Genomic DNA, 21,034 nt, shown 5'->3' with positions numbered 1-21,034 from the left:
GAGCACTGCCCAGTAAAGCCTCGCCGCAGCGAGTGGCTGCTATAAAACTCTTGAGGTAATCCCGCCTCCTTGAAGACAAGGAGCAGGACGTGACCCAGGGTGTGCGGCTGCATAGCCTTTCCTGAGAAATTTCCCCAGCGATCGGTACGCTGAAAGATTGGACCTTTCGCAGCCCTGGTGGCAGTGATCCATCTAATGTAGGCCTCGACAGGGCAGAGCCTCGTCAGTACCGGCTTCCGGAAGGTTGTGCCTTCGTGCTGGCGGTAACCGTTGGTGTGGACAGGAAAAAGGTAATACCCTCGGCGCTAAAGGCCTAGTTGTTCTCAACCGTGAGCTTGGCCAGTTCATTTCTACGGAATCCTCGCCAGAACCCTGCCAAGATGATCGCCACCGAGCGGCGGTGGCTTACCAGCGCCTGGTAGTCACTTCGTGCGAGAGCTGGGGCCGCATCACCCTCAAGCCAGCTAACCGCCGGCTCCAGATGCCTCAAGAGCAGTGGCGCGGCTTGTTCCGCCTGCGCAGGGTGCACTACCCTGATCACTTTGTTCATCTGGCAAACTTTGGGTGCCTTCGTCGTATCGGGAAAGCCGTGTGAGGTGCCACTGCGTCAGAGCAGTAAGACGCTGCTTGAGCGTGTTGATCGAGAGCTTATTAGCGTACTAGGCAGGTAGCGAACAACCCCATCGCCGGTTGTATGGCGTCGCCCAAGCCTCCGCTATCTAGAGCCTACGTCAGATTGTCAGCGTACTTCGAAAACCTCGACGCAGAGGTTGATGTCGGGCCTTTGCTAATGAGGTCTGCGGACATCTTTCACGCTGTTCAAATCACGCGACCCGACGTCGTTACGGTTATGACTTCCCCATGAAGCATCTTTTCAATATTCAGGTTGCATCTTGGCAACTGGCGATCCCGGACAATATTATGGTGCAGTTAGGCTCCTACACTCAGAAAAGCTGGCGCAGCCGATAGTCCCCAGGGCAACTGTATGTATCAGAATGCATCAGATTTGTCCTGCGACACCATAACCGTCGACCTCGTTACCAAACACATGTAGTTGGATGGACATGCGGCTGGGGTATTTTGAATCAACCAAAGGCAACGTTAAGATATATCTTATTATAATTTTTCTCTAGCGCTGTGGGCTCACAGAGCCTGTCTACTCATTCGTGGCCTGTGACACCACACAAACAAGCATCACTGACTCTCCTCCGCCGCCGCCTCCTTCCCAGCCCCCTCATTAATCAACACCATGCTCTGCGGTGCAGACAGCGCTACACCCAATTCCCTCAGACGTCCCAAGACCGTAAACAACAGATCACTCCGTGCGCCACCCACCGAGCGTGGGCTGTTCACGTAGCCGCTGGCGCTGATGATCAAACCGGTATTGGTCAGGTCCTTGAAGGTGACTGAAGGCGCTGGCGCATCGAGTATGGCTTCATGCTCGGTGAAGGCCTGCAACAGCAGTTCGCGTATTTGCAGGACGTCTGTTTCCAGGGGCAGGGTAAGGGTGATTCCGACCACGCCCAGCGCATTGCCCATGGTGACGTTGCGCACGTTCTGCGTGATGAACTGCGAGTTCGGCACGATCACTGTCGAGCGGTCGCCCATCTGGATTTCGGTCGCGCGGACGTTGATCCGGCGAATATCGCCTTCGACCCCCGCCAGGCTCACCCAGTCGCCGACTTTGACCGGACGCTCGGTCAGCAGAATCAGGCCGGAGATGAAGTTCTGCACAATGGCTTGCAGGCCGAAACCTATCCCCACCGACAGCGCACTGACCACCCAGGTCAGATTGGTGAGGCTGATGTTGAGTGTGGACATCACCACGGCCACCACCAGCACAAAGCCGATGTATCCGATCAGAGTCACCAGCGACGCCTGCATGCCCGCGTCCATGTTGGTTTCGGGCAGCAGGCGTTCTCCAAACCATTCCTTGAGTACACGCACACTCAGCAGGCCGACGACCAGGCAGACCAATGCCACCAGAATGTCGCTGGGGACAATGTTCAGGTTGCCCATGGATTTGGACGTGACATCCAGCTGAGTAAAGCTGGCGAGCAGGTCGCCCGGGCTCGACCCTGAGGGCAGGAACGCCAGCAGGACAGCGGTTAGCAGCAGCAAGGTGCGGCCTATGCCGGCCAGTACGGTACTTGCCTGCGCCTGATGGCGAGTGGACAAGCCCAACGCTGAGCCCAGCGCCAGGCCGCCAGGTTGTTTGGGCGACAGGAGGGTTTCGCAGATGTCACCGAAGCAGGCGATCAGCAGGTACGCAGTGGACGCCACTACGCTGACCCAGAGCAGTTTCACTGCCAGAAAGTAAGCCAGCGTCAGGTAGCCGCTCAACAACGCCAGCAAACTCAGGCCGACCCACACCGCAACGATAAACGGAATCAGCCCGGCGAAGCCCGCCGGGCGCTCCAGCTCAAAGCGGCGGCGGGTTCGGCGATAACGCAGCAGGGCGTAGAAAAACACCAGCGAAACCGCCAGTGCCGTCAGGCCGTTGACCGCAACCGTCAGTGCCAGGCTGCTGGCAATCACACTGTTGATTCGTTCCTGTGTGCCGATGACCATCAGTGCCAGCGCCAGGGCAGGGGGGAAGCGGCCCAGTGCGGTGGCGATCTGGTCAGGAATTTGCGGCAGGCGCCACGAGGCGTGCGCCAGCATCAACAACGCACGGCCCAGACCGACGATGAAGGCGCAGAAGGTAATCAGCGTCTGCACCTGATCGAGCAGATTGACTACGTCATTGCTGAGCACCGCGTTGTGGACGATTCCCCAGCGCAGCAAGGAAGTGGCAATGGTGATGGTGAGAATGGTCGACAGCCCGACAGCCAGGGCCAGCGCACTGCGGCGCAGGCGGCCTTCGGGCAGCCAGCGAATCATCGCCCAGATCAGCAGGCGCTCCAGCAGGCGCCGGACAACCACCCAGATGAACAACGCGCCCAGCACCACGCTGATGAATTGCACACGGTTGTCCGGTGCCATCGCGTTGTTGAGCACCTGGCGCACATCCACCAGAAGCCTGTTCAGGCGTCCCAGGTCGTCATCGGTCGGGCGAATCAGCGTGGACCAGAATGCCGAACTGAGCGGGCTCGCCGTGCGCGTGCTGATCTGTGAATCGAAGAGGCTGCGGCGCAGGTTGAATATCTGCGTGGCCAGATCCCGGGCTGACTGGCTTAGCTCATTGGTCTGACGTTCATCATTGACCATCGCGTTTTTCTGCGCCGTCAACGTCTTGCGCTGACTGGTCATGCTTTGCGCTTCGTCCGGTTGCACCGGCCCGAGAATGTTGAGCTGATCATTCAGGTGTTCGATGTCGACAGCTTGCTGCGCAACCAGATTGTCAGCTTGTTTCTGAACCTGCAAAGCCGCCTGGCGCAGGCTTGAAAGCAGGTCGTCGTTGGCGCTGACCGTCACTTTCTGACGGATCTGATCGAGCTGTTGGTTCAGATCATCCAGGCTCGGGGCTTCCACGGCAGGCGCTGCGCTGCTGGCACTATCGGCTTGGGGCGCGGGGGCATTCTGGGCCAGGGCCGGCAAGGTCACGCACAGCAAGAGCAAGGCGAGCAACCCGGTACGAAAACGGTTCAGCGAAGCGTGCTGCATTCTTTTTCCTTCTTTCTCTGCGCGATGCGGCCTGGCAAGGCCTGTGGTTCGAGCCTGGGTCTTGTACGTTTTTGAGCAGCGTTCACTGGCCGCCCGAGATCGACGCACAGGATATCAAGGCGCTCACGTTTGAGCGCTGTCAATGCGGGCCAACCCATGCCTGAAGGCTGCATTTTCAGCAGAATCCTGCCCGGTTGCCAGGCTTGCTGATCAGCCGAGCCAAATACTTTTCACCTAACAAATGTTAGGTAGGCGTTGACTTGGCGAGTGAGTACCGCTACGTTATGGCTACCTAACGATAGTTAGGTAGGTTTTCTACCCTACCTCACAGGCCCGACCATGACCTCTAAATTGCGACTTTTCACCTCTCCTTCGGCTTTTCCGAATCCTCAACGCCTGCGTTTGTTCATCCACGAAAAAGGCATTGCGGATCAGTTCGAAGAAACCATTTATGACATGACGCCGGGCGGAGAGCAGCGTGGCTGGCGTCACCTGAACATGAACCCGTGGGGTGAAACACCGACCCTGGAACTGGCAGACGGCAGCTTCATTTCCGAGACGGCCGCTATTGCTCGCTATCTGGATCAGGCTTATCCGGGCCGCAAGATCATGGGCGAGGGCGCCCTGCAGCAGGGCCTCGACAACATGTGGGATAACCGCATCTGGGTGCATATCCTCTATCGGATCGTTACGGCCTTTCACGTGCTGCACACCGGCCTCGGTTTCAAGCTTGAACTGACCAAGAACGAAGCATGGGGCGAGCACTGCCGCAAAGAGGCGCTGAGCCATGCGGCATTGGTCAATCGTCATTTGTCCGATGGTCGCGAGTGGCTGCTGGGCGGCGATGCGCCAACGTTCGCGGACATCACGCTTGCAACCGCCATTGCCTTCTCCAAGTTCCCGGTCAACGCCACGCCACTGGATGAGCGTTTCGAGTTCCTGGATCTGTACTGGCAGCGCTGGCAGAAGCGTCCGGCTTTCCAGGCGGCTTATGCTGATCGCAGCAGCGGTATTCCTGAGCTGGACTCGCCGGCCGAATGATTGAGCTGTTGTACGCGCACCTTATCGCCGGGAACGTCAAGCAGGATGTTCCCGGCGATAGCCGTTGCAGCTTGGGAGAAACCGACGATGGCCGTTCAGCAGCCATGCGCTACACCGTCTTTCTACCTAACAAAAGGCAGGTTTTTGAATTAGCATGTGTCGGTTTCCAGAAACGCGTCCGAAGTACAAGGCACTACGATGACCATCAACGCCCGTGAGGCGATTCTGCTTGCTGCCAGAAACATCGCCCAGTCCCAAGGCTACAACGGCCTGAACTTTCGCGATCTGGCCGCTCAGGTCGGAATCAAGCCGGCCAGTATTTACTACCACTTCCCCAGCAAGGCTGACCTGGGTGTCGCTGTTGCCAGGCGATACTGGCAGGACGGTGCCGCTGCACTCGAGACGATCTCCGCAGAAACCCCCGATCCCGGCGAAGCGTTACAGCGTTTCCCGGAAATTTTCCGGCGTTCGCTGGAGGTTGAAAACCGCCTTTGTCTGGGCACTTTCGTCGGCGCTGAAACCGACAACCTGCCGCCGGAGATGACTGAGGAAATGCAGCTGTTTGCCCAGGTCAACATTGCCTGGCTGAGCAAGCTTCTGGTGGCCGCGAACATTTGCACGCCTGCGGACAGCGAGGTGCGGGCGCAGGCTATTTTTTCCGCTGTGGCGGGCGCTCAACTGGTTGCCAGAAGCAGGTCGGACATTTCCCTTTTTGACACGTTGATCAACACCTATCGTGCCTGTGGGCCGCTGCCGAACCAAGTGAGTGTGGAACGGCGCTGACACTCGAATTCGAGAAGCTGCCAACCCGACCCACGCCATTCACTCCGGCAAGCGAAACTGCTTGCGCAAGCTCTTATCGAACGCCCCGGCAGGTGCTAAGCGCCGTAGCAGGCTGATTTGTCGGGCGGTCTTGCCGGCGGTGTATCGATGCTGGGGACGAACATCGCTCGCCGCTTTCAGCACCACCGCTGCCACAACCTCGGGCAGGTCGGCTGTCGGCATGACATCGGCGAGCAGTGCACGGACACCGGCTCGTGCCTGATCGTACGCCTGCAACTGCGAGTCAGGCTCGATGCCATTTTGATCGAAGACGGTGCGTACGTAGGCTGGCTCAATGACCGAGACCCGGACGTTGAAGGTACGAATTTCATGATCGAGCGATTCCGAATAGCCTTCCAGAGCATGTTTGACCGCCGAATAATGAGCCGAGTAGGGCGCCGGTATCAGTCCCAGGACCGATCCGATATTGATAATGCGGCCCTGACCTCGTTGGCGCATTGATGGCAGTACTGCGTTGGTCATGCGCATGACGCCAAACAGATTGACGTCGAACAGTGCCTGCACTTGCGGGATCGAGAATTCCTCGGCACCGCCCAGCATACCGATGCCGGCATTGTTGACCAGCAGGTCGATACGCCCGGTTTGCGCGAGGACGGTGGCAACGAGCGAGCGGACAGAATCGTCATTCGTGACATCGCAGGTCAGCATGGAGACCTTTGCATAACTGTCACCAATTTTGCGGCTTGTGCCAAACACGGTATACCCCGCGCGCGCCAGCGCCTCTGCGGTGGCACGACCGATGCCCGATGAGGCACCCGTGACGATGGCGGTTCTTTCGGAAGAGGTGTTCATTTGATACTCCAATGCTCGACAGGCGCGGGCCTTAATGGTGGCTGGGCGGGGCGTTGAATAAGCGCTTACTTGATCTTCACGACGACCTTGCCCTTGGCGCGGCCCTGACCCAGGTATTCAAGCCCTTCGCGGGCCTGTTCAAACGCAAAGACGCTGTCAATCACCGGTTTTATCTGGCCACGTTCGAGCAACCTGGCAATGTCGCCAAGTTGAGCGCCATCCGCGCGAACAAACAGAAACGAGTACGACGCACTTTTCTTCTTGGCCAGGCGCGTGATCCTGCGGCTCATCAACCCGAATACGAAGGTGAAGAAGGCATTCATCCGCCGGGCTCTGGCGAATGCCGTATCCAGCGGGCCGACCAGGGATACGATCCTGCCGCCGGGCTTGAGGATGCCGACAGCTCTTTCAAGGTCGTCTCCCCGGATGGTGCCGAGCACCAGGTCAACGTCGTGCAGCACCTGTTCGAATGCCTGCTCTTTGTAATTCACCACTTCATCTGCGCCCAGGCTGCGAACCAGCGCCATATTTCCTGTGCTGGTGGTCGTGGCCACTGTGGCGCCCAGGTGTTTGGCCAGCTGGATGGCGAAGGTGCCGATACCTCCAGCCCCGGCCGGTATGAACACCTTCTGGCCGGCTTGAAGAGGGGCGCGATCCTTGAATGCCTGCCACGACGTAAGCCCGACCATCGGGATGGAGGCTGCCTGAACAAAGTCCAGGTTGGCGGGTTTCAGGGAGGCAGCGTGTTCCGGTACGGCGGCGAACTCGGCGATGGCGCCCCCACCCAGTTCGAACAGGCTGGCGAAAACCGCGTCGCCTGCCTTGAATCGAGTGACTGCGCTGCCCACTTGAATGACCACGCCCGCCAGATCGCTGCCCATGGTGGCCGGTAGTTGCAACTTCACCACCGACTTGAAGACGCCCGTAGTGATGATGTTGTCGATCGGGTTCAACCCGGCCGCGTGAACTTCCACCAACAGTTCGTCAGGTTTGATGGCCGGTATGGGGACGTGGGTAATCGCAATCTCAGGCGACTTGCCGTAATTCTCAAATGTCAGTGCTTTCATGACGCTCTGATTCCAGTGTCGTCGAACAAGGATGTGCATCTGCCGCGGCTTGAGCCGCTTCAGGCTTGCGGGCGATAGCGCTCGGCCGCCTGAGCCTGTCGAATGTCCGACATCAGCCCTAGTCGCGCCTCATCCAGCGAGTCCCAACGACCCGCCACATGCAGCGGTGGAATGGTCACCTGTTCGCGGCGGTCGAAACCCACCAGTGCCGCATCAACCAGTTCGTCGACGTCCATCACCTCTGCAATAGTGTTCAGATCGATCCCCGCACGCTCCCAGATTTCGGTGCGCGTGGCCGCCGGAAGCACCGCCTGGACGTATACGCCCTTGGGCGCCAGTTCCACGTTCATTCCCTGGGAAAGGAACAGTACGTAGGCCTTGGTCGCACCGTAGACCGACATGCCGAACTCTGGCGCAAAACCCACCACCGATCCGAGGTTGACGATCGAGCCCGAGCCGGACTGCGCGAAACGCGGGGCCACGGCGGCCGCAAGGCGTGTCAGGGCGACGATATTGAGTGTGACAAGCTTGTCGATGGACTCGGCGTTCTGTTGAACGAACCCTCCGGATTGGGCAATGCCCGCGTTGTTGATCAGCACACCGATGCTGGCGTCCTCACGCAGACGGGTTTCCAGAGCTGTGAGATCGGCAGATTGAGTCAAATCCGCCTGGATGACTTCAACGGCAACGCCGTTTTCTTCACGAAGGCGAGTTGCCAGGGCATCAAGACGTGCCTTGTCACGAGCGACCATCACGAGATTGTGACCGCGACGGGCGAAGCGTTCGGCATATACCGCGCCGATGCCGCTGGAAGCACCGGTAATGAGAACAGTGGATGGCGTTGTCATGGAGGAGGTACTCGTAATGTGCGTTGAGGCAGTCGCACTTATAATTACGATCGAAATCTAAAATGTCAACGTATTGATGTTGATCGACATCAAAAATGGTCGATGCCGATCTTGCCCGGTTTTCGGAAGGGGACGTGGGGAACATCGTCGCAAGACGTGCGGGCAAATGGCATGCACACCGTCGGACCTGCTTCTGCGCCAGCGCAGTCACGACGGTGGTTGTTTATCGATAGGGTGGCGGCAGTGCGCCTGTTTTCAGTCTGACGGCGTGAGCACGGCGCGTGCCATCAATTGGAATATCGACTCGGCAGAGGGAATAGGCGGTTGATCGGTCTTTCTGTCGATGGTCAGGGACGCGTAGCCATGCGCGGTGCTCCAGGCGAGGAAGGTGCGCTGTTCAAGCAGTTCCGGCTCGGGCTCGCTATCGTATTTCGCTATCCAGGCGTTGCGTATCGACTGGCGGAGCACTTGCAGCGCACGTTCACCCGATTTTAGAAGCCTGGGTAACGTGCGGTTTACACCCGCGCCAAACATCAACCGGAAGTGCTCGGGGTAACTTCTGGCGAAACTTACATAACCAATGCCGCAACCCAGGAGGGTGTCGTCAAGTTCCTGTTGCACGGCAATGATGACGTCGGCCATGCGCTCATACCCATCGGCCACCACCTCCGCCAGCAGATTTTCCAGAGAGCCGAAATGGTGGGCGGGGGCGGCATGAGAGACATTCGCCCGTCTGGCGCACTCGCGCAGTGACATGCCGCGGACTCCCGCTTCCCCCACGATATCCCAGGCGGCCTGACGCAGGACGGCGGGCAGATTGCCGTGGTGGTAGGTCCGTGGGGCGTCTGAAGTCGACATGTAAGGCTCCCTATCATGAAACAAAAGTTATATTCCCATCGGTTCAGCCTATCTTGTCAGTGACAAGATAGGCTGTTCTAATGGCGCCAGATCATCTGACGGGCGTGGGGAATACCGATGAGCGACATCATCAACAGGCTTCGACTATTGACGCTGCGCGGCACGTTCACGCTGATCAGCCGTATTCTACCGGGCATCACCGGAAGATATCTCGCTCGACGTTTTGTGACTCCGCAGGCGTCCGGACGTGCCAAGGCTGCCGAAATCCTGAGTACAGCGACGGATGTGCAAACCGGTAGCCTTGAACTGGACGGCATCAGAATTGCCACTTATGTCTGGGGCGATCCCTCCAGCCAGCCATATGTGTTGCTGGCCCACGGCTGGTCAAGTTACGCGATGCGTTTTATCGGATGGGTGCCGTTACTGCGCTCGATGGGCTACGCCGTGGTGGGGTTCGATCAGCCCGCGCACGGGTTGAGCGCGGGCAGCATCAGTCATATGACCCAGTTCGTGGCTGTGCAGCAGCACGTGGGACGCCATTTCGGAAAGCCTGCGGCGGTGATAGCGCATTCACTGGGTGCTTCATCGATTGTTTTCGCTCAGGAACAGTCGTGGCGCCCTGATCGTTTTATCCTGATTGCGCCGTTCCTGGCACCTACGGACAGCGTCCTTCAACTGTTCGATTCAGTCGGTGTTGCCCACACAGTATTCAAACCTTTCGAGGGCGTCCTGCATTCGCTGACCGGTCGCCGCTTTGCAGACTACGACGCCAGTTCGCGACTGCCGCTGCTTGATCGTCCCGCCCTGGTCATTCATGACCGCCGTGACCGTGAAACACCGTGGGAAAAGGGCGCTCGTTTTGCAGAACTATGGCCGGGGGCGCGTCTGTTTACCACTGAAGGGCTTGGCCACAATCGGCTGATTGATCACCCTTCGGTGATTACGGAAGCGATGAAATTTCTGAAACCGGATCATCGTTAACGGCATCCGCAACGGATGGCCTTTCCAACGATTCCACTCTAAAGCGTCTACACGCAGCTTCATGAAATCCGTATGTGCCAGCTGGATCTGGCTCGTTTAATTGCAAGATGAATAACGGAAGCCAGATGCGTTTCCGCTCATCACGAGCTGAGCTTCTTTTAAAAGTCCTGATGTAGCCGGACAGGCGAGTCAGCGTCTTCAGAAGTTGGAGGCCGCTATGGGTTTTAATAATTTTTCCGATGAATTGGCGGTGCTTGAAATCGTCCGCAGCGCGAACTTCGTTCGCCCTGGAAAGTTGACGTCCGGTCAAATTTATCTCGCGTTGATACGTCTTCAATCAGACGTGCCGGCGGCCGGGGATTTTATGGCCATGATTGATGAGCTGGTCAAAGAGGGGCTGCTGGTTTCAGCCGCTGTGCTGGAGCACGACATCTCGTTTCCCTATGTCCAGCACATTGTTCTTGGTGTTACCGAGACAGGTGCGGCCGTCCTGGAAGACCGGAGTTTTCAGGCTGACCTTTTTTACATGTGATCGACGGTGCCGTTCCAGCTACAGCGTCAGGAAAGAACCGACAGTCGCAACCGTCAGTCCCGGACTGACGAACCTCACTTGCCCTGCAGCTTATGCCGCGCATAGAGCACTGCCGTTCCGCCCGAGGCCGGACGGGCCTGTAGCTCGAACGTTTGTGGATAGCCTTTGATCAAATCGCTCAGTTTCTTGTAGCCATGGGTACGAGGATCGAACTCAGGCCGCAGTTTGGTGATGTTCGTGCCAATGGCGCCCAAGGGGGCCCAGCCGTCTTCATCAGCAATATCGTCCATTATCTTTGCAATGAGGCCCACAGGGGCTTTGGGTTTCTTGCTCGGCTCGGTTGCCACTGATTTGACGTTGCTCGGTGTTGCAGCTGCATCCGGCGTAGAGTCTCCGGTGGCCGGTGTGGTGATCTCTTCACGAAGCAATTCGATGTAGATGAACTTGTCGCAGGCCGCCACGAAGGGTTTGGGTGTCTTTTCTTCGCCAAAGCCATAAACGGTCAGACCTTCCTCACGCAAACGTGAAGCCAGGCGTGTGAAGTCACTGTCGCTGGACACCAGGCAGAACCCGTCGAAACGACGCGTGTAGAGCAAGTCCATAGCGTCGATTATCAATGAGCTGTCAGTGGCATTCTTGCCTTTGGTGTAGGCGAACTGCTGGATGGGCTGGATGGAGTAGTCGAGCAGAACTTTCTTCCAGCCGCCGAGTTGCGGGCCGGTCCAGTCACCATAGATGCGTTTGACGCTGGCCACGCCATATTTGGCGATCTCTTCGAAAAGGCCTTCTACGATCGCTGCTGGCGCATTGTCGGCATCGATCAGCACCGCCAGGTGCTTTTGAGAACTGTTGGGGTTTTGGACGGCCATGGATCACCCTCATAAGAAAGCATAACCATACCGCCAAAACGAGAGATTGGCGCTATTCCCCGACATCTATGCAAGGCAGGCCGCTGCCGAACAGTTCCCGGCAGCGGCCTTGGCACCTCAGATTCGGAAACTGCCCACCAGTTGCGTCAGCCGGGTGGACTGCTGTTCAAGGTCAGTGCACGCACGCAGGGTCGCGTTCAGGTTCTCTACGCCTTGCTGGTTCAGCGTATTGATCTCGGTGATGTCCACGTTAATCGCTTCAACGACGGCGGTCTGCTCTTCGGTGGCAGTCGCCACCGACTGGTTCATGCCGTCGATTTCGCCGATACGCTCGGTGACGTTCTCCAGACTTGTCACGGCCTTGTTGGCAATCTCGACCGTTTCAACGCTTTCGCGCTGGCTGTCGTTCATGATCGACACGGCTTCACGAGCACCGGATTGCAGTTGCTCGATCATCTCTTGCACCTGGCTCGCTGATTCCTGGGTTCGGTGCGCCAGGCTGCGGACTTCATCGGCGACCACGGCAAAACCTCTGCCAGCTTCACCCGCACGCGCGGCCTCGATGGCCGCATTGAGGGCCAATAGATTGGTCTGTTGCGAGATGCCGGTAATCACGTCCAGGATCTGGCCGATGTTGGCTGTTTTGGTATTCAGCGTTTCGATCTGCTCGCTTGCGCTGCTGATGCGCTTGGAAAGACGGCTCATGGCCGAGATGTTCTGCCCGACCACATCCTGCCCGTCCGACGCCAGTGTCCGTGCATCGCTGGAGTGACCCGATGCGCGCGCGGCATTCTGGGCGATCTCCTGCGTTGCGGCGCCCAGTTCATTGATGGCTGCGGCGACGCTGTTGGTGCGGTGGGACTGTTGATCGGAGTTGAGCATCGACGAGTTGGACGCATTCAGTACCCGCTGGGCAACTTCATTGAGCTGCACGGTGGAGGAGGCAACTTCACGCATCGAGTCATGGATTCGTTCTACAAAGAGGTTGAAACCATTGCCCAGATGCCCGAACTCGTCCTGGCTCTCGATGATCAGACGCTTGGTCAGATCACCTTCGCCGGCAGCGATATCGTGCATGGCGCGACCCATCAGGTTCAGTGGGCGCAGCAGGACACTCAGGAGCATGCCCAGCAGCAGGATGATCAGCACCACCGCAATCACAGTGGCCACGATGGCCGAGTTTCTGAACTCGCCCAGTGCCGCGTAGGCGATGTCTTTATCCATCGCTACACCGACGTACCAGTTGACCGAGGGCAGGCCGTCCACGTGAGCGAAGGTCAGGATCTGAGTCTTGCCGGCATGCTCGCTTTCACTCAGGTCTTGCGACAGCCTGGGCGTGTTCGCCGGGTAGACCTCGGCCAGCGTCTTCATCACCAGTGAGGTGTCCGGATGAACCAGGATGCGGCCATTCGCGTCGACCAGAAACGCGTATCCGTCGCCATGCAGCCGCAGCGAACTGATCATCTTCACCAGGATTTCCAGGCTCAGGTCGCCGCCAATCACACCGGCCACGCCAGACTCACCCTTGATCGGTGTGGCAAGGGTCACGATCAAACCCTTGGTCACGGCGTCCAGATACGGCTCGGTGAGGATGGTTTTGCCGGCGCGAACGGCATCGACATACCACGGCCGGGTTCTGGGGTCGTAATCGGCCGGCATGTCATCAGGCGGCTGGGTGACGAAGGAGCCATCACTTCTGCCCTGGTAAATGCTCATGAAGGTGGCGATAAGCGTGGGTTGGCCGAGCACCCGATTCTGCTCTTCCGGGGACTGAGGCGAAGAGGCGTTTTCCGCCAGGTTCTCTACCAGAAGAATTCGTCCTGAAAGCCAGTTACGGATATTGCCGGCGGTGCTTTCGCCCGTCTGGTTAAGGTTCTCCTTGAGCTGAACGCGCAACGCATTGCGCTGCAGATAATCGTTATAGAAGGTGAACAGGGTGAAGGCGGCGATCACCACAAGGGACGCCGCCAAGAGGATTTTATGACTGAATTTTAACGATTTTCTCATGCCGGTATGAGCCTTTAGGTATTACTCGGAAATGATGTACTGCGCACGCAACGGCGTGTTATCGGCTGGCAGGCTGATTAATGAATGCCGACCGTCATATAAATAGACGGTGCACAAAACGACAGGATTCATTTCGGAAAGCGACGCAGCGTTTTTCATGATGTTTTGATAACGTCACGAAAACAAAAATGAAGTGCATGGAACGCATTCAGCGCGTGGTTTCAATGTATACCTTTCTGCAACGTCTCACGTTTCCTGCGCTCTGCGGTTTTTATGGGGATAAAAGACATGGACCGTTCACCAGGCGGCACAGGTACGTCGGCAAGAGTGGTGTTCAATTGGCGTGAATCAAGCGAGGTTTCAAGTGATCGCCAGGCGTAAATTCAGCGACGCAATGCAAGGGAAAAACCTTCGCTTTCTGCAAGAGGAAACCCCCGGGTCCACACGGCAAACGTGTGCCGGTTTTCTTCTGCTGGAGCATTTTTCGTTACCTGCTTTCACCCAGGTGCTGGACGCCATTGTCACGGCCAATCTGCTGCGACGAGATCTGTTTTCGACCACCACGCTGGGTCTTGGTGAGGGCGAGGTGGTCAGTGATCTTGGGCTGGTGATTCGCCCGGACGAGCTGTTTGGGCGTGACAGCCTTGCAGGACTGGACCTGCTGGTCATCTGCGGAGGCTATCGCACCGAGTTGAAGGCAAGCGATAGCCTGATCCGCTTATTGCGCGACGCTGCTGCTCAAGGGGTAACCCTGGCAGGATTATGGAATGGCGCCTGGTTCCTGGGGCGGGCCGGCTTGCTGGATGGCTACCGATGCGCGATTCACCCGGAGCATCGACCCGCTCTCGCGGAAATTGCCAGCGTGGGCCAGGTCACCAGTGAAGCGCATGTCGCAGACCGGGACCGACTGACCGCATCAAGTCCGACAGGCGCCTATCATATGGCCTTGGAGTGGATCAAAGGTCTGCATGGCAAGGCGCTGGTAGAGGGTATCGAAGACATTCTGTCATTCGAAGAGTCCAGATACCGGCGTATCAAAACCTCGCCGTTACTGTCCGTGAGCGCTCCTTTGCGCGAAGTGATCCGGCTCATGGAGTCGAATCTGGAGGAGCCTCTGGAAATGGAAGAGCTGGCCGTTTATGGGGGGCGTTCGCGACGTCAGCTCGAGCGATTGTTCAAAGAGCAATTAGGCACTACACCACAGCGCTATTATCTGGAACTTCGCATCACCGAAGCTCGGCGGTTGCTGCAGCACACCGAGTTGTCTCAAACCGAAGTGCTGGTGGCGTGCGGATTTGTATCGCCGAGCCATTTCAGCAAGTGTTACAGCTCCTACTTCGGCTATCGCCCCTCTGCGGAGAAAAGGCGTGTCAAATAAACAAGTGAGCGAGCAGCACAATGGTGTCGATCATCACGTGTTGTGGCATGAACGTGCTTACTCACTGCTTGTCTGTTTTTCCGACGCTTCGTGCTCTGAATACCACTGTGCGTAAGGCGTGTTTTTTACCTTGCGCCGATTGAAATCCTCGGCGCCATCGGTCCACCACACTTCACCGCGCTCGCCCAGGGCAACTTTGGCCTTGTCGACACTGGCCCGAGCCGCCTTCAGGGCTGCGGGGTCTTCGGATGCCTTGGCAGCTTTGACTGCACGACGCGCAGCCATCAGCTCATCCACCAGATGCTGGCGGACGTCGTCGCTCAAAGAGGGATTGGAGCATCGCCAGAGTTGCCCATTGACCACAAAATACCGACCATCCGGCGTGGTCGGATTCACCCTACGAATATCCGCGGGCGACCGCGTCAGCGCCGATCAGGCCTGTCACCCGTCCGGCCAGTGCGTCCAGCCCGAACGGCTTGGTCAGCACTTGCGTGCAAGGCCGCAAGTGGCAATCGTCCAGCACCGACGTCTTGGCGTAACCGGTGATGAACAGGGTCGGCAGGCCTGGTCGACAGTCACCGGCCGCATCGGCCATTTCCCGGCCATTCATGCCGCCCGGCAAACCTATGTCACTGATCAGCAGGTCGATGCGTGTGTCCGACTGCAGGATCTGCAAACCTGACTGTGCGTCTGCCGCTTCCAGGCAGTTGTAGCCCAGACCGCTGATGACTTCGGCGACGAGCATCCTCACCGAGGGTTCGTCGTCCACGATCAGAACGGTTTCGCCGGTGTGATGCGGCGGTTCTTCGATGACTTCCGGCTCGACGGGGCGGGGAGCGTTTTCAGCGGTGTGGCGGGGCAGGTGCATGACCACGCTGGTGCCCTGGCCTTCGATCGACTCGACGCGAATCTGCCCCCCGGACTGGCGCACAAAGCCATACACCATCGACAGCCCGAGACCGGTGCCGGCACCTATGGCCTTGGTGGTGAAGAACGGTTCAAAGGCTTTGGCGGCAATGTCCGGACTCATGCCAATGCCCGTGTCGGTCACGCGGATGCTCAGGTGCTCGCCGGCGGGAATACCGTGGTCCGGGTCGGTGCACTCTTCAAGGGACGCATTGGCAGTCTCGATGATAATGCGCCCGCCGTTGGGCATCGCGTCACGGGCGTTCAGGCACAGGTTCAGCAGCGAGCTTTCCAGTTGGGCGTGGTCGATCAACGCAGGCCACAGGTCATTCTGCGCAACGACCTTTATGTCTATCTCCGGGCCGACGGTACGGGCGATCAGCTCTTCCATGTCATGAATCAAGCCGTTGACGTCGGTGACTCTCGGCGACAGTGTCTGGCGTCGAGAGAACGCCAGCAGGCGGTGGGTCAGCGACGCCGCGCGGCGCACCGCGCCCTGGGCGACCGACACGTAACGGTCGACGTCACCGACGCGCCCCTGGGCCAAGCGTTTGGTGATCAGTTCCAGGCTGCCGGAAATGCCAGCCAGCAAATTATTGAAGTCATGGGCAATGCCCCCCGTCAGTTGCCCGACGGCATCCATCTTCTGCGAGTGGCGCAGGGCATCTTCGATTTGCTCGCGTTCGAAAACTGCCTGTTCGATGCGCTGTTCAAGTGTCTGGTTGAGCTCTCTGACCGCCTCTTCGGCTTTTTTTCTGGCGGTGACATCGATCGATGAGCCGATCAGACCGATCACCTCGCCGTTTTCATCGAGCAGGGGCGCTTTGGTCGAGAGCCATATCGCTGCAGAGCCATCAGCCAGGTTGACCTGTTCTTCGATCTGTTCGCTGACGTTGTTCTGCATGATCCGGCGGTCGGTTTCCATGAGGATTCGCGCCTGTTGCTGGTCATCCAGGAAATCGAGGTCCGTCTTGCCAATGAAAAACTCGGGCGGCTTGCCGATCAGATCAGCGGTGCCACGATTGGCGACCAGCATGCGGCCCTCGAGATCCTTGGCGTAGACAACGCCGGGCACGGCAGCGGTGAATATTCTCAACAACTCGTTGAGCCGGTCGCGCTCGTCTTCGGCAGTGCGACGGCTGTCTATATCGAGCAACACGCCCGGACTGCGAACAGGTTTGCCGCGACTGTCGCGCTCGATTTTTCCGCTGGCTTCGATCCAGCGATAAATGCCGTCTTCATGCAGAACCCGGTATTCGCATCGATAGGTTTCGCTGCTCTGCAGCGCTTCCTCGATCGACTTGTCGACTCTGGCCGAATCGTCAGGATGAATGGAGGCAATCACCAGTTCCAGTGGCAAGCCTTTGGCGCACAGCTTCGGGCACAAGCCGAAGGTCCGGGCAAAACGCTCATCGCCGGTCAACTGATCGGCAATGATGTCCCACACCCAAGTGCCGACAACTGCCCCCGAATCGAGGGTAAGTTGCAGCCGCTCGGCCGCTTCCTGCGCCGCGGGAAGGGGTGGCTCAAGGGCGAAAGGCCTGCCGCCGGATACATCATTGCTCATCACTATCGACCCACTTGAACGCCTGGTTCACAAAGACTCAGTCATAGGGCAGCGCAGCGGCCTGAAAGTTGTACAAAATTTATTCTATTTTGTGCCTGATGCCCGACAAAGCGATGAGTGACACTCGATCATTTCATGATCCTGGAGGGAGTGATATTAAATTAATATCATCTAGGGTGCGCGCTATTTTCAGCGGAGCAGGCAGGGCGGCGCTTTCAGGTCATGCCGGGGCTGGCGAATCACCTGAAAGCGCTGGTTTCATTCAAGTACTTAGCGTCTTGCCAACATCTCAATGCTGTCCGACAGGCGCAGGCAGGTTGGCAGCCTGCACCGGCGACCAGCGGGTCAGCGCATAAAACACTGCGCCGCCCAGGATGCAGCCGGTAAACCAGGCGAAGTTGGCAATCGGTTTGAACCACTCGACAAAGGTGAAGCACAGGCCGACCAGTGCGGTGAGCAGCAATGCCTTGACCGCGATCCAGTTCACGCCGTTGGTGTACCAGTAGCGCCCGCTCGGCGTGTCATTGAACAGGGCGTCGACATCGATTTGCTGCTTCTTGATCAGGTAGTAATCCACCAGCAGGATGCCGAACAGCGGGCCGATGCAGGCCGCCAGCACGTCCAGGGTGTAGTGAATCACTTCCGGGTTGTTGAACAGGTTCCAGGGTGTGATGAAGATCGACGCCACCGCAGCGATCATGCCGCCTGCACGCCAGCTGATGCGGCTGGGCGCCACGTTGGCGAAGTCGAAGGCGGGGGAAACGAAGTTGGCGACGATGTTGATGCCGACCGTAGCGGTCACGAAAGTAAAGGCACCGAGCAGCACGGCCGTGGTGTTGTCGATGCGCGCAACGGTCGCGATCGGGTCGTGGATCATCTCACCGAAAATCGGCAACGTGCCTGAAACAATCACCACCGTTACCAGTGAGAACGCCAGAAAATTCACCGGCAAACCCCAGAAATTGCCGCGGCGCACGTCGGCCATGCTGCGGCAATAGCGGCTGAAATCACCGAAGTTTAGCGTCGGCCCAGAGAAATACGAGACTACCAGCGCAATGGCCATGACCACCTGGCCGAACGCCGCCCAGCCGGACAACTCCTTTTCAGCCAGGGTAAAACTGATGTTGTCCCAGCCCGCGCGCCAGACAATCCAGCCTGCCAGCGCGAACATCACCGCGTACACGGCCGGGCCGGCCCAGTCGATGAAGCGCCTGATCGATTCCATACCTGTCCAGAACACCGCGGCTTGCACCACCCACAACGCGAGAAAGCCGAACCAGCCGAGCCAGGACAGACCGAGAAACGTCACGCTTTGATACGCGGCCAGTTCCGGGAAGAAACGCAGCACCACGATCACCAGTGCGCTGGACGCCAGGTAAGTTTGAATGCCGTACCACGCCACGGCGATGAGCCCGCGAATGATGGCGGGAATGTTGGCACCGAACACGCCGAAAGCCAGGCGGCAGATGACCGGGTAGGGCACGGCGGCTTGCTGACTGGGTTTGGCGACCAGATTGGCAATCACCTGAATGATGCAGATCCCCACCAGCAGGGCGATCAGCACCTGCCAGCTGGCCAGGCCCAGGGCGAACAGACTGGCGGCGAAAACGTAGCCGCCGACGCTGTGCACGTCGCTCATCCAGAACGCCAGAATGTTGTACCAGGTCCACTTCTGCGGCACCGGCCCCAGATCGTGGTTGTGCAGGCGCGGGCTGTACCCGGCTGGGCGTTGATCTGTCATTGCGTGACTCCCTCGGTGTGTCGTGACGGGATCGGAGTACGATCGATGTTTTTTTTGTATACGATCGTGTACGCAAAACATGTGCCATGCGATTTCTCGTTGATAGGGAATGGCTGCGAGTCTTGTTTTAGGGCGTTTCCACTCAGGCGGGCGGGTAAATCGGGAAAGTCCGAGCAGGTGCTTGAAGTGCACGTAAACAGGGCGCTTTTGCTCATTTACGGTGCGACTCATGCGTTTTCAGTTGAGTGGCTAGCTGGCGTTTTATTCAAATCGCGCTACTCATCATGTTCCGCATCAGGCACTATTCTTGTATACGATCTGTAATGCCAATGTGATGTGAAGCCATGATCCGACCTGACAGTGCCCCGTTGTTTCTCACGCCTGCCGCTGATGAAAAGGGCCGTGACGAACAGATTTACCAGCATGTCCTGGAAGCCATCGTCGAACACCGGCTCGCTCCGGGAACGCGCTTGCCCGAGGACGCCCTGGCCGAAGTGTTCGAGATCAGCCGCACCGGCATTCGCAAGGTTTTGCAGCGCCTGGCGCTGGAACGACTGGTGACCTTGCGCCCCAAGCGTGGCGCTGAGGTCGCGCAACCGTCGGCTCAGGAGGCACAGGATGTATTGGGTGCCAGGCAACTGATCGAGCCCGCGCTGATGGCCGATATCGCCACCCGAGTCGGTGGTCAGCGTCTGCAAGCCCTGCGTGCGCTCTGCGCTCAGGAGCATGAGGCGCAACACGCCGGGCGCCACAGCGAAGCGATTCAACTGTCGGCGCGCTTTCATGTGCAGTTGAGCGCGCTGGCGGGCAATCAGGTGTTGACCGAACAAGTCGCGCAGCTCACCACGCGGTCGTCGTTGATTGTGGCGGTGTACGGCTCGCGACGCAGTGTCGGCTGTGATTGTGGCCAGCATGTCGACTTGCTGGCCTTGCTCGAAAGCGGGCAAGGCGAACAGGCACGCGAGTGGATGGCCGAGCATTTGCGCCGCATCCGCGCCAGCCTGAATGTAGATACGCCGCTCAGCGAGACAGTGGATTTTCATAGCATTTTCAAACGGCGCTGAAGGAGTTCCGGTGCGTATTCAAGTAATCAACCCCAATACCAGCGAAGCCATGACCCACAAGATCGGCCTGGCCGCGCAAGCCGTGGCGCGCCCCGGCACGCAGATCATCGCCTGCAGTCCGGCGGATGGCCCGGTGTCCATCGAAGGTCATTTCGATGAGGCGATAGCGACGCTGGGCGTGCTGGAAGAAGTGCGCAAGGGACGCGAGCAACAGGTCGACGCGCACATTATCGCCTGTTTCGGCGACCCTGGCCTGCTGGCGGCACGCGAGTACGCCAGCGCCCCGGTGATCGGCATCGCCGAAGCGGCCTTTCATATGGCCAGCCTGATTTCTACCCGTTTTGCCGTGGTCACCACGCTGACCCGCACGCGGATCATTGCCGAGCATCTGTTGCAGCGTTATGGCTTCAGTGAGTTGTGCACATCGGTGCGTTGTATCGATCTGCCGGTGCTGGCGCTGGAGGAAAGCGGACCGGAGCTCATCGAATGCATGGCCGAACAGGCCCGTCGCGCCCGTGACGAAGAAGGGGCCGGAGCCATTGTGCTGGGTTGCGGCGGGATGGCGGATCTGGGCAGGCAACTGAGCGAGGCGATCGGCCTGCCGGTCATCGACGGCGTGGCTGCGGCGGTGAAACTGGCCGAATCACTGGTGGATCTGGGCCTGACCACCAGCAAACACGGCGACCTGGCCGACCCCATCGGCAAACCGTTCAAAGGCCGGTTCGCCTACCTGAGCCGGTGATGGCGTTTGCCCGCAGGGCGCAGGAGCGAACGTGTTCGCGAAAGGGGCGGCATGAACGATGAACATACACCGTCTGCAATACCGTTCGCGAACAAGTTCGCTCCTACGGCCTGCGGCCAGAGTCAAAAGCGAACGTGCGCATAACGATGAGCGCTCTGCGTGGTAGTGACATTTTCAAGCTTCTGCCCGCAG

18 protein-coding genes and 1 pseudogene are annotated in these 21,034 nt (G+C 58.5%); 7 read left to right on the top strand and 12 right to left on the bottom strand.

Annotation, left to right across the window (positions count from 1 at the left end):
• Nucleotides 1–313: 313 nt before the first annotated feature.
• Nucleotides 314–550, bottom strand: coding sequence for a hypothetical protein (locus tag P406_RS29480; RefSeq protein WP_052739351.1), 237 nt, complete (start codon nucleotides 548–550; stop codon nucleotides 314–316).
• A 644-nt stretch (nucleotides 551–1,194) separates the two neighbouring features.
• Nucleotides 1,195–3,606 (bottom strand): DUF3772 domain-containing protein, encoded by a 2,412-nt coding sequence (locus P406_RS23055; RefSeq protein ID WP_046237476.1) that lies wholly within the window; start codon nucleotides 3,604–3,606, stop codon nucleotides 1,195–1,197.
• A 339-nt stretch (nucleotides 3,607–3,945) separates the two neighbouring features.
• Between P406_RS23055 and P406_RS23050 the strand changes: the two genes are divergently transcribed.
• Nucleotides 3,946–4,647 (top strand): glutathione S-transferase family protein, encoded by a 702-nt coding sequence (locus P406_RS23050; RefSeq protein WP_010422548.1) that lies wholly within the window; start codon nucleotides 3,946–3,948, stop codon nucleotides 4,645–4,647.
• Between the two features lie 198 nt (nucleotides 4,648–4,845).
• Nucleotides 4,846–5,430 (top strand): TetR/AcrR family transcriptional regulator, encoded by a 585-nt coding sequence (locus tag P406_RS23045; protein WP_046237475.1) that lies wholly within the window; start codon nucleotides 4,846–4,848, stop codon nucleotides 5,428–5,430.
• 39 nt (nucleotides 5,431–5,469) lie between these two features.
• Here P406_RS23045 and P406_RS23040 read toward each other — a convergent pair whose 3' ends face one another.
• The 4 genes from P406_RS23040 to P406_RS23025 form a co-directional block, all read right to left on the bottom strand.
• Nucleotides 5,470–6,282 carry an oxidoreductase gene (locus P406_RS23040; protein ID WP_046237474.1) on the bottom strand — a complete coding sequence of 271 codons (813 nt, stop codon included), beginning with the start codon at nucleotides 6,280–6,282 and terminating at the stop codon, nucleotides 5,470–5,472.
• 65 nt (nucleotides 6,283–6,347) lie between these two features.
• Nucleotides 6,348–7,349 (bottom strand): NADP-dependent oxidoreductase, encoded by a 1,002-nt coding sequence (locus P406_RS23035; RefSeq protein ID WP_046237473.1) that lies wholly within the window; start codon nucleotides 7,347–7,349, stop codon nucleotides 6,348–6,350.
• Nucleotides 7,350–7,408: 59 nt separating this feature from the next.
• Nucleotides 7,409–8,197, bottom strand: coding sequence for an SDR family NAD(P)-dependent oxidoreductase (locus tag P406_RS23030; RefSeq protein WP_046237472.1), 789 nt, complete (start codon nucleotides 8,195–8,197; stop codon nucleotides 7,409–7,411).
• Between the two features lie 255 nt (nucleotides 8,198–8,452).
• Nucleotides 8,453–9,055: a TetR/AcrR family transcriptional regulator gene (locus tag P406_RS23025; RefSeq protein WP_003412585.1), complete on the bottom strand. Its 603-nt coding sequence runs from the start codon at nucleotides 9,053–9,055 to the stop codon at nucleotides 8,453–8,455.
• Nucleotides 9,056–9,172: 117 nt separating this feature from the next.
• Between P406_RS23025 and P406_RS23020 the strand changes: the two genes are divergently transcribed.
• Both P406_RS23020 and P406_RS23015 read left to right on the top strand, forming a co-directional pair.
• Entirely contained in the window at nucleotides 9,173–10,036 is an 864-nt protein-coding gene (locus P406_RS23020; protein ID WP_046237471.1) for an alpha/beta hydrolase, read from the top strand.
• A 217-nt stretch (nucleotides 10,037–10,253) separates the two neighbouring features.
• The gene (locus P406_RS23015) at nucleotides 10,254–10,568 is read left to right on the top strand and encodes a hypothetical protein (RefSeq protein WP_032699219.1); all 315 of its coding nucleotides are present in this window, start codon (nucleotides 10,254–10,256) and stop codon (nucleotides 10,566–10,568) included.
• 74 nt (nucleotides 10,569–10,642) lie between these two features.
• Here P406_RS23015 and P406_RS23010 read toward each other — a convergent pair whose 3' ends face one another.
• The 3 genes and pseudogenes from P406_RS23010 to P406_RS30415 form a co-directional block, all read right to left on the bottom strand.
• Entirely contained in the window at nucleotides 10,643–11,437 is a 795-nt protein-coding gene (locus P406_RS23010; RefSeq protein ID WP_046237470.1) for an NYN domain-containing protein, read from the bottom strand.
• Between the two features lie 117 nt (nucleotides 11,438–11,554).
• The gene (locus P406_RS30420) at nucleotides 11,555–12,319 is read right to left on the bottom strand and encodes a methyl-accepting chemotaxis protein (RefSeq protein ID WP_370737613.1); all 765 of its coding nucleotides are present in this window, start codon (nucleotides 12,317–12,319) and stop codon (nucleotides 11,555–11,557) included.
• A 90-nt stretch (nucleotides 12,320–12,409) separates the two neighbouring features.
• Nucleotides 12,410–13,444, bottom strand: a pseudogene (locus P406_RS30415) (HAMP domain-containing protein); the annotation flags it as partial.
• 394 nt (nucleotides 13,445–13,838) lie between these two features.
• Between P406_RS30415 and souR the strand changes: the two are divergent.
• A complete protein-coding gene (souR, locus tag P406_RS23000; protein WP_046237469.1) occupies nucleotides 13,839–14,822 on the top strand; it encodes a transcriptional regulator SouR in 984 nt (327 codons plus the stop codon).
• 57 nt (nucleotides 14,823–14,879) lie between these two features.
• On the opposite strand, the gene P406_RS22995 is transcribed toward souR, so the two are convergent.
• The 3 genes from P406_RS22995 to P406_RS22985 all read right to left on the bottom strand — a co-directional run bounded on the left by P406_RS22995 (nucleotide 14,880) and on the right by P406_RS22985 (nucleotide 19,036).
• A complete protein-coding gene (locus P406_RS22995; RefSeq protein ID WP_054991838.1) occupies nucleotides 14,880–15,218 on the bottom strand; it encodes a hypothetical protein in 339 nt (112 codons plus the stop codon).
• A gap of 1 nt (nucleotide 15,219) precedes the next feature.
• Nucleotides 15,220–17,295, bottom strand: a complete 2,076-nt coding sequence (locus tag P406_RS22990; RefSeq protein ID WP_046237467.1) for a hybrid sensor histidine kinase/response regulator — start codon at nucleotides 17,293–17,295, stop codon at nucleotides 15,220–15,222.
• Between the two features lie 289 nt (nucleotides 17,296–17,584).
• The gene (locus tag P406_RS22985; protein ID WP_003417967.1) at nucleotides 17,585–19,036 is read right to left on the bottom strand and encodes an NCS1 family nucleobase:cation symporter-1; all 1,452 of its coding nucleotides are present in this window, start codon (nucleotides 19,034–19,036) and stop codon (nucleotides 17,585–17,587) included.
• A gap of 344 nt (nucleotides 19,037–19,380) precedes the next feature.
• On the opposite strand from P406_RS22985, the gene P406_RS22980 reads away from it, so the two are divergent.
• Nucleotides 19,381–20,100: a GntR family transcriptional regulator gene (locus P406_RS22980; protein WP_046237466.1), complete on the top strand. Its 720-nt coding sequence runs from the start codon at nucleotides 19,381–19,383 to the stop codon at nucleotides 20,098–20,100.
• A gap of 10 nt (nucleotides 20,101–20,110) precedes the next feature.
• Complete coding sequence (locus P406_RS22975; RefSeq protein WP_003412566.1) at nucleotides 20,111–20,842, top strand: aspartate/glutamate racemase family protein; 732 nt, start codon at nucleotides 20,111–20,113, stop codon at nucleotides 20,840–20,842.
• Nucleotides 20,843–21,034 lie beyond the last annotated feature (192 nt).

This window comes from Pseudomonas syringae pv. coryli str. NCPPB 4273 (assembly GCF_000972175.1).
Lineage (GTDB): Bacteria > Pseudomonadota > Gammaproteobacteria > Pseudomonadales > Pseudomonadaceae > Aquipseudomonas > Aquipseudomonas syringae.
Note: the sequence above shows the minus strand (reverse complement) of the source record. Positions and strands in the feature narration are given on the sequence as shown.